This window comes from Microvirga sp. GN3, from assembly GCF_055792825.1.
In genome coordinates this window covers 20424-29178 of sequence record NZ_JBVVAK010000103.1, presented here as the reverse complement: position 1 = coordinate 29178, position 8755 = coordinate 20424, and the positions used below count along the sequence as shown (strand labels likewise).

9 protein-coding genes are annotated in these 8755 nt (G+C 62.5%); 6 read left to right on the top strand and 3 right to left on the bottom strand.

Annotated features, from left to right (window positions below; translation table 11 throughout):
- Window positions 1–263 (top strand): DDE-type integrase/transposase/recombinase (locus ACS5Q1_RS33190; RefSeq protein ID WP_473102208.1); only part of this gene is annotated, 263 nt, incomplete at its 5' end.
- A 312-nt stretch (window positions 264–575) separates the two neighbouring features.
- Here the strand turns inward: ACS5Q1_RS33190 and ACS5Q1_RS33185 are convergent.
- Together ACS5Q1_RS33185 and ACS5Q1_RS33180 are read right to left on the bottom strand one after the other, a co-directional pair.
- Window positions 576–1310: an MBL fold metallo-hydrolase gene (locus tag ACS5Q1_RS33185; RefSeq protein WP_473102207.1), complete on the bottom strand. Its 735-nt coding sequence runs from the start codon at window positions 1308–1310 to the stop codon at window positions 576–578.
- A gap of 98 nt (window positions 1311–1408) precedes the next feature.
- Window positions 1409–2476, bottom strand: a complete 1068-nt coding sequence (locus ACS5Q1_RS33180; protein WP_473102206.1) for an alkaline phosphatase D family protein — start codon at window positions 2474–2476, stop codon at window positions 1409–1411.
- Between the two features lie 310 nt (window positions 2477–2786).
- On the opposite strand from ACS5Q1_RS33180, the gene ACS5Q1_RS33175 reads away from it, so the two are divergent.
- From ACS5Q1_RS33175 to ACS5Q1_RS33165, 3 genes are all read left to right on the top strand, one after another.
- Window positions 2787–3908, top strand: coding sequence for a M20 family metallopeptidase (locus tag ACS5Q1_RS33175; protein WP_473102205.1), 1122 nt, complete (start codon window positions 2787–2789; stop codon window positions 3906–3908).
- A complete protein-coding gene (locus ACS5Q1_RS33170) occupies window positions 3905–5173 on the top strand; it encodes an amidase (protein WP_473102204.1) in 1269 nt (422 codons plus the stop codon). The genes ACS5Q1_RS33175 and ACS5Q1_RS33170 overlap by 4 nt, the downstream gene beginning before the upstream one ends.
- Before the next feature lie 208 nt (window positions 5174–5381).
- Window positions 5382–5591 carry a hypothetical protein gene (locus ACS5Q1_RS33165; protein WP_473102203.1) on the top strand — a complete coding sequence of 70 codons (210 nt, stop codon included), beginning with the start codon at window positions 5382–5384 and terminating at the stop codon, window positions 5589–5591.
- Between the two features lie 246 nt (window positions 5592–5837).
- On the opposite strand, the gene ACS5Q1_RS33160 is transcribed toward ACS5Q1_RS33165, so the two are convergent.
- Window positions 5838–6191: a hypothetical protein gene (locus ACS5Q1_RS33160; RefSeq protein ID WP_473102202.1), complete on the bottom strand. Its 354-nt coding sequence runs from the start codon at window positions 6189–6191 to the stop codon at window positions 5838–5840.
- A 211-nt stretch (window positions 6192–6402) separates the two neighbouring features.
- On the opposite strand from ACS5Q1_RS33160, the gene ACS5Q1_RS33155 reads away from it, so the two are divergent.
- Together ACS5Q1_RS33155 and ACS5Q1_RS33150 are read left to right on the top strand one after the other, a co-directional pair.
- Window positions 6403–6996: a hypothetical protein gene (locus tag ACS5Q1_RS33155; RefSeq protein ID WP_473102201.1), complete on the top strand. Its 594-nt coding sequence runs from the start codon at window positions 6403–6405 to the stop codon at window positions 6994–6996.
- Window positions 6997–7741: 745 nt separating this feature from the next.
- Window positions 7742–8473 (top strand): Crp/Fnr family transcriptional regulator, encoded by a 732-nt coding sequence (locus tag ACS5Q1_RS33150; protein WP_473102200.1) that lies wholly within the window; start codon window positions 7742–7744, stop codon window positions 8471–8473.
- The last annotated feature ends 282 nt before the right edge of the window (window positions 8474–8755 follow it).

Below are 8755 nucleotides of genomic sequence, written 5' to 3'. Positions count from 1 at the left end.
CCCCAGGATACAGCCGCCGAGTTGGTTGCGCCAACGCGCCGATGGTGCCGAGGAAAAGCATGCCCGATAACAATCGCATCGAGCAAGACCATCGTGCCATCAAGGGGCGGGTGCGGCCGATGCTTGGTTTCAAGTCAATTGGCAGCGCTCGCGTGATCCTGGGCGGCATCGAGATGATCCACATGATGCGGAAGGGACAGGCGAAGTATGTCTGCAATCCGCGGCCTTCACTTGCCGAGCAGTTCGAGCTGCTCGCCGCCTGAGACTGCTACTGAGTAATTGTCCGTTTCGCGTCTCCTCTCCGAGTTTGCGACACAACCCCAGCCTCTCCCTCGCCGTTAGCGTGGCACTGGAGAATACAAGGCTTTGTGGGGCAGCTCTGCTGCCTTCTTCTGTCCTCACTGATGAGTCAGTAGCCGGGTCGCGATGCGCGCCCTGAAATCTTTCGTCAGTGACTGCCCTTCGGATCCTTATGCTCGCCAGGCATGAGCGATGCACACTCGTGTGACCGGCGGCATGCCCTGTGAGCATCGGAAGGGGAGGGGCGTTCGGTCTCCTCCCCTGCCGTTCCAGGATTAGATCTCCAGAACCAGGCCGTCCTCGGTACGCTCGGCGCCGTCAATCGCGACCTGTTCGAGCATGCCCTTGCTCATGTGGGTCAGCAGCACGCGCTTGGCTCCAATCTCCGGCAGGTGCTCGCGCAGGCTCAACCAATTCATATGGAAGGGCACCGGCCCGTCGAAGGTATAGCACTCCGCAATGAACACATCCGTGCCTCGCGCAGCCTCGATGAGCGCTGGGGCCCATTCCGTGTCGCCAGAATAGCAAAGGGTCTGGTGCTCGACCTGGCACCGCAGCGCGTAGGAGGGGGCCCCTGAGGGATGACGCACCAGATAGGGGATCACTGAGACGCCGTTCACCTGGGTGGTTACCTGCGGCTCGAGTTCAACGATGTCGAGCGGAAATCCCAGGTCCGATTCCGTGGAGCCCGGGAACATGGTTTCTCGGAGCGCCTGCAGACGCGCGGACAGGGTCGGCGGCCCAGCGATCGTGAGCGGGGTCGTCCGGCGGCTGACGAACTGAGCATCGAGCAACAGAAACGGCAGCCCGCCGAAGTGGTCGCCATGCAAGTGCGAGATCAGCACAGTCCGGACGGTATTCGGGTCAACCCCAAACCGTCGCATGGCGATCAGCGACGAGGCGCCACAATCTATCAGAAAGCTGGTGGAACCTGCTGAGACATGAAAGCAGGTGTGGAAGCGTCCGCCCGAGCCGAACGCGTCACCGCACCCGAGGACCTGTAGCTGCATTATGATCACCTCATCCGTGTCTCCCGAGATAGGACGACACGGCGCCTCGCCAACGCGCAGCTCGGTCCTGACGCATGAAGCTATTCGCCCTGTGCAAGCTATGGGTCCGCGATCCTCAGCTCGTCCAAGCGCACGACCTGGCGGCGCACGGGCTCACCATTCTCGCTCCGCAAGGCGAGAGTGACCGTTCGTTCCCACCAATCCACATCGATCGTGCCGAAGTTCGGGGCTCCATAGACCGCGCCGAGGCGGTTCGGGCCGGCCTCCCTGTTGCCCGGGAAGATCTGATTGAGGCCGCTCGAGGTGATCTCGATGAGGGCATAGGGCGCTGCCGTGGTTTCGCGGTACAGGCCACCCACGTGGCGGTCGCCTGACAGCAGGATCACGCCACCGGCCCCAGTGGTGTGAATGAGGTCGTAGAGGCGCTGCCGCTCGCGGGGGAAGTTGCCCCAGCGCTCCCAGCCATGCCCCTCCGCCACCACCTGGATGGACGACACGATGAGGCGCACATCGGCCGGCTCCCGAAGTTGCTCAGCCAGCCAGGACCACTGCGCCTCGCCCAGCATCGTCTTGCCTGGATCCTCGTCCGGCAGATAGCGCTCGCGACCAGCAGCATTGCGCTGGTCCGTCGGCTTGAGGGGCGAGCGGAAGAAGCGGGTGTCAAGCAGGATCACCTGCACCCGCTGCCCGTCGGGGCCAAAGATCTGGCTGTGGTAAATTCCCTCGCGCCGGTGGCGCACATCCGATAGCGGCACGTCCCAGAACTGCAGAAAGAGCTGCTGGGCCTCATGGCGGCCGGCGAACTCGGCCCCGGCATCATTCTTGCCGTAGTCATGATCATCCCAGGTCGCGAGATGCGGGATGGTGCTCCTGAGCCGCACCATCCCTGACACCTGAGCCGCCTGGGCATACGACTCTTGCAGGCTCTGGATCAGCTCTGCATCCGGCACATCGCGTCCTTGACGAACGTCGCCATAGACGTTGTCCCCGGCGAACAGGAAGAGCTGGGGCTGGTAAGCCAGGACCGCATCCCAGATCGGCTGAGGCTTCTCCTCGTCGGCACAGGAGCCGAAGGCGATCCGCGTGAGAGGGGAGGGCACATCCTGAGCATGAAGAGGGTTAGGCAGCAACCATCCGAATAGCATCGCGAGAATGAGTAGCGGCATATCGGCTCCCTCCGCCCAGGAGAGTTTCTCTGAGTTGCATGGCCAGGTTGTGACAGGCGACCATCTGTTGAGTTGGAAGTCGACATCGCTCTTGGTGAGCTCATGCCTCCTCGGCTGCCATTTGGCTGAGGCGGACGCTAGTGAAGAGCGCCAACAGGCCGGATTTGCATGGGCAGGATACGGCCCTGCGCCGGGCCACGTGCCTCTGGTGCCGCAGCCGACACCGAATTAGCATCCCACCCGTACCCCTTCAGGACCAGCCGCCCTCCGGTGAGTTGGTCCTTGCAAATCTCCTCGGAAAGCGAGGCCGATGACGACTTCACCTGCTGTCGCACTTACGCAGACGCTGATCCGCCAGAACACCGTCAACCCTCCCGGCGCTGAGGCTGAGTGCGCAGCCCTCGTGGCCAAGCGGCTGGAAGCGAATGGCTTTGCCATCACTGCAATCTCGTTCGGGGAAGGACGCACCAATCTGATCGCGCGCCTCGGCGGCCGGGATGCCTTGCCGCTTGCCTTTACAGGCCATCTGGACACGGTGCCACTTGGTTCGCAGCCATGGTCGGTCGATCCGTTCGGCGGCGATATCGATGGCGACCGGGTCTATGGCCGCGGTTCCAGCGACATGAAGGGCGGTGTTGCAGCCTTTGTCGAAGCCTGCATCGCCCATCGTGCTACGCTGGAAAAGGGCCCTGGCGCGGTGCTGATCATCACCGCCGGGGAGGAGACCGGATCGGAGGGAGCCTACCATCTGTGCCGGCAGAGGGGGCTTCTGGACGCTGCCGGTGCCTTGATTGTCGCCGAACCAACATCCAATACCCCGCTTATCGGCCATAAGGGGGCCTTGTGGCTGAAAGCAGTCGCACGGGGCGTGACCGCGCACGGCTCCATGCCGGAGAAAGGGGACAACGCAGTTATCAAAGCAGCGCATGCGGTCGTGAGGCTGACGGACTTTGACTTCAACGTGCAGCGACACGCGGTCTTGGGCGGGCCGACGTTGAACATCGGCACCTTCCATGGCGGATTGAACACCAACTCGGTTCCCGACCGTGCCGAAGTGAGCCTCGATATCCGCACTGTGCCGGGCCAGGCGCACGCCTCCGTGCGCGAGATGGTCGGGAGCTTTCTGGGCGATGAGATGGAGGTCTCGCCAATCATCGACGTGCCAGCCGTATGGACCGATCCCAGCGACCCGTGGATCCGTCGGGTCTTCGAGATTATGGCGCCACTTCTTGGAGCGATGCCCGTGCCGCAGGGAGCGACCTACTTCACCGATGCCTCGGCGCTGACCCCGGCCATGGGCAACCTGCCAACCGTCATTCTTGGTCCTGGAGAAGCGGCGATAGCGCACCAGACGGACGAGTACTGCCTCATCTCGCGCATCGACCAGGCCGTGGAGGCCTATGGCCGGATTATTGAGGATTGGTGCAAATGACCGGATGTCCCACCGCCCTTGAAGCCGCGCGACGCATCGCTGACGGCAGCCTCACCAGTGAGGCTCTGGCCCGCGCCTGCCTGGACCGCATTGGTGAGCGCGAGCCCTTGGTGCAAGCATGGCAGCACCTCGACATGGATGCTGCCCTGAAGATGGCGCGGCACTTGGACCGGTTCGGCTCCGGTCCCCTGAAGGGGATCCCCATCGGGATCAAGGACATCATCGACACGGCGGATGTGCCCACGGGGTACGGTTCGCCGCTCTTTGAGACGTTCCGGCCGCCGCGCGATGCAGCCTGCGTGGCTCTGGCGCGGCACGCGGGCGCGCTGATCCTCGGCAAGACGGTGACCACCGAATTCGCCTACTTCCAGCCGGGCAAGACCCGCAATCCGCACAATCCGGATCGGACGCCTGGCGGCTCCTCCTCGGGCTCGGCGGCTGCGGTGGCCAGTGGCATGGTGCCATTGGCCTTCGGCACGCAGACGGCCGGGTCGGTCATCCGGCCGGCCAGCTTCTGCGGCTGCGCCGGCTACAAGCCGACCTTCGGCCTGATCGACCGCACCGGCGTGCGCCCATTCGCGGACAGTCTCGACACGGTTGGGGTTTTTGCAACGACCATCGAGGACGCGGCCTTTTTCGCTTCGATCATTGCGAGCCGTCCAAACCTGCGTATCGCAAATGACGTGTTCCGCCCGCGTATCGGCCTGACCCGAAGCCATGCATGGGAGGCCGCCGAACCTGCCACGGCTACGGCACTCGACGAGGCCGCGGCGCGGCTGCATGCAGCTGGACTGGAGGTCTGCGAGGTTGCCCTTCCTGAACGGTGGCGCGGCCTGTTGGCGGCACAGAAGACGATCATGGCCTTCGAGGCGGCGCGGTCCCATGCGCCGGAGATGCTGACCGCATCCGATCGCCTCAGCGTGAAGCTCCGTGAGCTCCTCAAGGATGGCGCGCTTATAGCGCCTGACGACTACGATGCCGCCAAGGCGCTGGCGGCAGAGGCGCGCGCCGGCTTCAGCGATGTGCTGGATGGGCTTGATGTGCTGCTCACTCCGAGCGCGCCCGGAGAGGCGCCGGAGGGATTGGGGGCAACCGGCGATCCTGTCTTCAACCGGATTTGGACGGCCTTGGGAGTGCCTTGCATCTCCGTGCCGGGTTTGACCGGGCCCACGGGAATGCCAGTCGGCGTCCAGGTGGTTGGCCGCTGGGGCGACGACCGGCGCGCACTGGCTGCTTCAGCGGCTATTGGCCAGAGCCTGTCATGACCGCCTCGCACGTCCGTCATCCCCATTTCGGAACTCATGCCATGAATGCGAATCTGCTTGAGCAACTTGAACGCTCAAGTGCCAATCCAACGAAGACCGCCATAGCCGCACGGGCCGGTCGAGGTGGCATGGAGCAGTTCGCGCCCGCAGCCGGATCGGGTATTCTTGGCAACTGGCTGCGAGGACCAACGACTTCAGGAGCTGTCCTATGCCAAAGCTGACGGTGAGCTGGGATGAGAACGGGCCCCTGCTGCAGACGGCTGAGGTCGAGAACCCCATGTCCGATCGGCGCTGGAGTGCTCCGATCGGACAGCTGACGGACGACGAGCGGCAGGAACTGCTCTCTGCTGCGCAAGCCTTGGCGCAGCTGATCGCGGATCTGGCCGCCGAGGATACTTTCTTCAGCAACCCCCGTTAGCTCGTGGGCGGAAGGCGCGCTGACCTCTGACCAGAGGGCCCTGGGTTCGACTCGCAGCGCGCTTACCGCCCCAAATCCTTAACCAGCGTGGGTTACTGCTTTCTCCATCACAATGATCCCTCGTCGGATCTGCTCTCGGGTCAAGCCAAGGATAGCCGCAGATACGCTTGGGGCCGTGCGCCTTAGGTTCCACCTGACGGCGAACTCCTGGGGGCATGCGCCCGTTGTGGCCGTCCTGACATTGCCTCATCGTGGACACAGATAGCCCCGTGCACCGTCCGACGTGCACCGCGTGCCGTTCGGCAAGGTCATGCCGCCTGTCCCGTCGGGGGCGACGTAGGCGCCGTTCGGGAGACGGAAGCCGCCCGTCCCGTCTCCTGCCGCCGTCGTGCCATCGGGCAGGACGTAGCCGCCGGCCCCACTGGAGACGATATGCTTCGCATTGGAGAGCGCGGGGGCGATCGGCGGGGCCGCCAAAACAGCCGCGGCCCGGGTGTCGCCCACGTTCGCGGGTGGTAAGGGCTGAGCCTGCTGGGGTCCGCCGGACGAGACGCACGCGGCGAGAGTCAGGCACATCATTAGGACGGGCGGCAGGCGCATCGGTTCCTCCAGCTAGCAGATTAACGGCCACGGTTGCCAAGGCCCCATTCATTCCAACACGAACTTCTTTCCAGACCAGTTGACAAACCAGACACCCGCAAAGGCTCACCTGTTACAATCGTTCCTTGGACGCCGTGCCATGATCTCTCCCAAGCATAGGCAAGTCGGAGTATTCTGGTCAGGCCGGTCGCCCAGCAACAGGAGGTGAGCCATGAGAAGGCATCTTACCTTTGCTTGCATCGCATGCAGCGTTGTTACCACAGCGTTCCTCTCCTCTGCCTCGGCCCAGCATCAACATACCACTGGTCCGATGAGCGATGAGGACATCATCAAGAGTGCTATGGCAGCAGCCCCACCCGCAGTCGCCAAGGACGCCACCATCGTCGAGGTTTCGGCGGATGGAAAAACACGGGTCGTGCGCAAGGGCTCCAACGGCTTTACCTGTTTGCCGGACAATCCAAATTCGCCCGGACCCGATCCCATGTGCGGCGATCAGAATGCCATGGAGTGGGCCCAAGCGTGGATCGAGAAGAAGGAGCCGCCCAAGAACAAGGTCGGCTTCATGTACATGCTGTCTGGCGGCACGGACGCCAGCAACACCGATCCGTTCGCTCAGAAGCCCGAGCCGAACAACAACTGGGTCGAGACCGGTCCGCACGTGATGATCGTCGGAGCCAAGGGCATGATGGAGGGTTATCCGAGAGCCGCCAAGCCCGACGCCAGCCAGCCTTACGTGATGTGGCCTGACACCCTCTACGAGCATCTCATGCTTCCGGTTCAGATGCCTGAAGCGGCGACGAGGTAAAGCATCAACGTTGCTGCCGTGTCATCGACCGGCGACATGGCGGCTTCTGTCGAACGGCTTTGTGCTTCCCGGATGAGCGAAACAGGAGATGTCACATCAACGGGAATACAGCCCGATGCTCGTCAAGGGAAAATCGCGTGCCAAGGAAAATCAAGGACTTGGTCCATGCAAAAGCAGTCCTCGTCGAGCGGCTCTGCGGCCATACCCAGTTACTGAGACGGCTTGGGTGCAGTTGAAAGAGCGGCGGTCATGGGTAGGGCCGGATAGCCAACTAAGCTCCGATACAGTTCAAGATCGCCCAAGCCCTCTCAACAATGTGACATACCCGAGATCGTGCGCTTCCAAGCCGGCCCGTTCCGACCCATTGCGAGGAGACCGGCTGATCAGTTCCCGAGGCATGAGCGTGATCATCACTGATTGGGAGCGCCTTCAGAGGGAAGATTATTACAACCCTGATCGCCCGAACAGTGCTCAGAAGATCGAGTGGGATTGAGCGCACTCACATTTGCCCTCTGGGCGATCTCATGCTTTTTGCGAGACTTGCCTGCGTCAGCATGACAGCTTCTAAAGTGTAGCTTATCGCAGGCTGAGCTCGTATCAGAGCTGGCATGATTTGATTGCCATAACCTCAGTTGAACTCAGAACGATTGATCTTGCTGTTCTGTCTCTTCTGCTTCAGCAGGTGCTGCAGCACTTGTTCTCGGTGGCATAATCCAGGTTGAATACAGGACTATACTCTTAGACAATGATAACAATACAATCCGCCAAGGCTCATCGCGCCAACCGGCTGTTGGCTGCTCTGGAGCCGGAGGACTTTGCCGGCCTCGAGCCGCACCTGGAGATCGTCAACCTGCACCAACGGCAGGTCCTGTGCGCGGCAGGCGACACCATGCGGCACGCCTATTTTCCGCATGACACGGTGATCTCGCTCCTGGCCGTTATGGCGGATGGGAGCTCGGCAGAGATGTCGCTCTGTGGCCGGGAAGGGGTCTCTGGTCTCATCAATGCGAGTGTTAGCCGTCAAGCCTTCGGGTGCTACGTGGTCCAGCTCACCGGCACGGCATCCCGGATCGACCTCGACACGATGACCGCGGCGATCCACGCCCGCCCGAACCTCCAGCGCCTGCTGCGACATTTCACGGAAGCCACCATGGCGCGCATTCTGCAGTCGGTGGCTTGTAACGCCCTGCACAGCGTGGAAGCCCGGTGCTGCCGCTTTGTCCTGATGCTCCACTCCCGCATCGATCACGATGCGTTGCCGATCACCCACGAGTTCCTGGCCGAACGGCTCGGGGTTCAGCGCTCGACCGTGAGCACTGTCATGGGCAAGCTCCAGTCCAGAGGGCTGATCCAGCAGGGCAGGGGCGGCATCATCGTCACCGACCCAAGCCGCCTCGAGGACGCGGCCTGTGAATGCTACGGCAGGGTCCGCGATGTGTATGAGCGCCTGCTGCCCTATGCGACCCACTCAAGGTAAGCCCGAGCTCGCGCGAACGCACTCCGCCCGGGCGCAAGCTTCACAGATACATGACTGCGCCATCTCATCGTTTTGGTGCAAGGCCCCGGGCCATGTCGGGTGGATTGCGACAGACGCGGCAGGCGGCACGATAGACGCACCGCCTGAGAAGATTGCCTTCAGCAGTTGGTCTGTTGCTTCGTTGCTGTAGTATCCGTCACATCCGTCTTTTGCTGTGTCATGGTTGAGCAGTCGGTGCTTCCGGTTGTGCCGATATTGCGATGCTCAATCGTGATATTCGTC

Excerpts from the sequence above, each read along its gene's own strand:
- ACS5Q1_RS33170 (WP_473102204.1), top strand. The coding sequence starts at position 3,905 with ATGACCGGATGTCCCACCGCCCTTGAAGCCGCGCGACGCATCGCTGAC.
- ACS5Q1_RS33175 (WP_473102205.1), top strand. The coding sequence starts at position 2,787 with ATGACGACTTCACCTGCTGTCGCACTTACGCAGACGCTGATCCGCCAG.
- ACS5Q1_RS33185 (WP_473102207.1), bottom strand. The coding sequence starts at position 1,310 with ATGCAGCTACAGGTCCTCGGGTGCGGTGACGCGTTCGGCTCGGGCGGA.
- ACS5Q1_RS33165 (WP_473102203.1), top strand. The coding sequence starts at position 5,382 with ATGCCAAAGCTGACGGTGAGCTGGGATGAGAACGGGCCCCTGCTGCAG.
- ACS5Q1_RS33150 (WP_473102200.1), top strand. The coding sequence starts at position 7,742 with ATGATAACAATACAATCCGCCAAGGCTCATCGCGCCAACCGGCTGTTG.
- ACS5Q1_RS33180 (WP_473102206.1), bottom strand. The coding sequence starts at position 2,476 with ATGCCGCTACTCATTCTCGCGATGCTATTCGGATGGTTGCTGCCTAAC.
- ACS5Q1_RS33160 (WP_473102202.1), bottom strand. The coding sequence starts at position 6,191 with ATGCGCCTGCCGCCCGTCCTAATGATGTGCCTGACTCTCGCCGCGTGC.
- ACS5Q1_RS33155 (WP_473102201.1), top strand. The coding sequence starts at position 6,403 with ATGAGAAGGCATCTTACCTTTGCTTGCATCGCATGCAGCGTTGTTACC.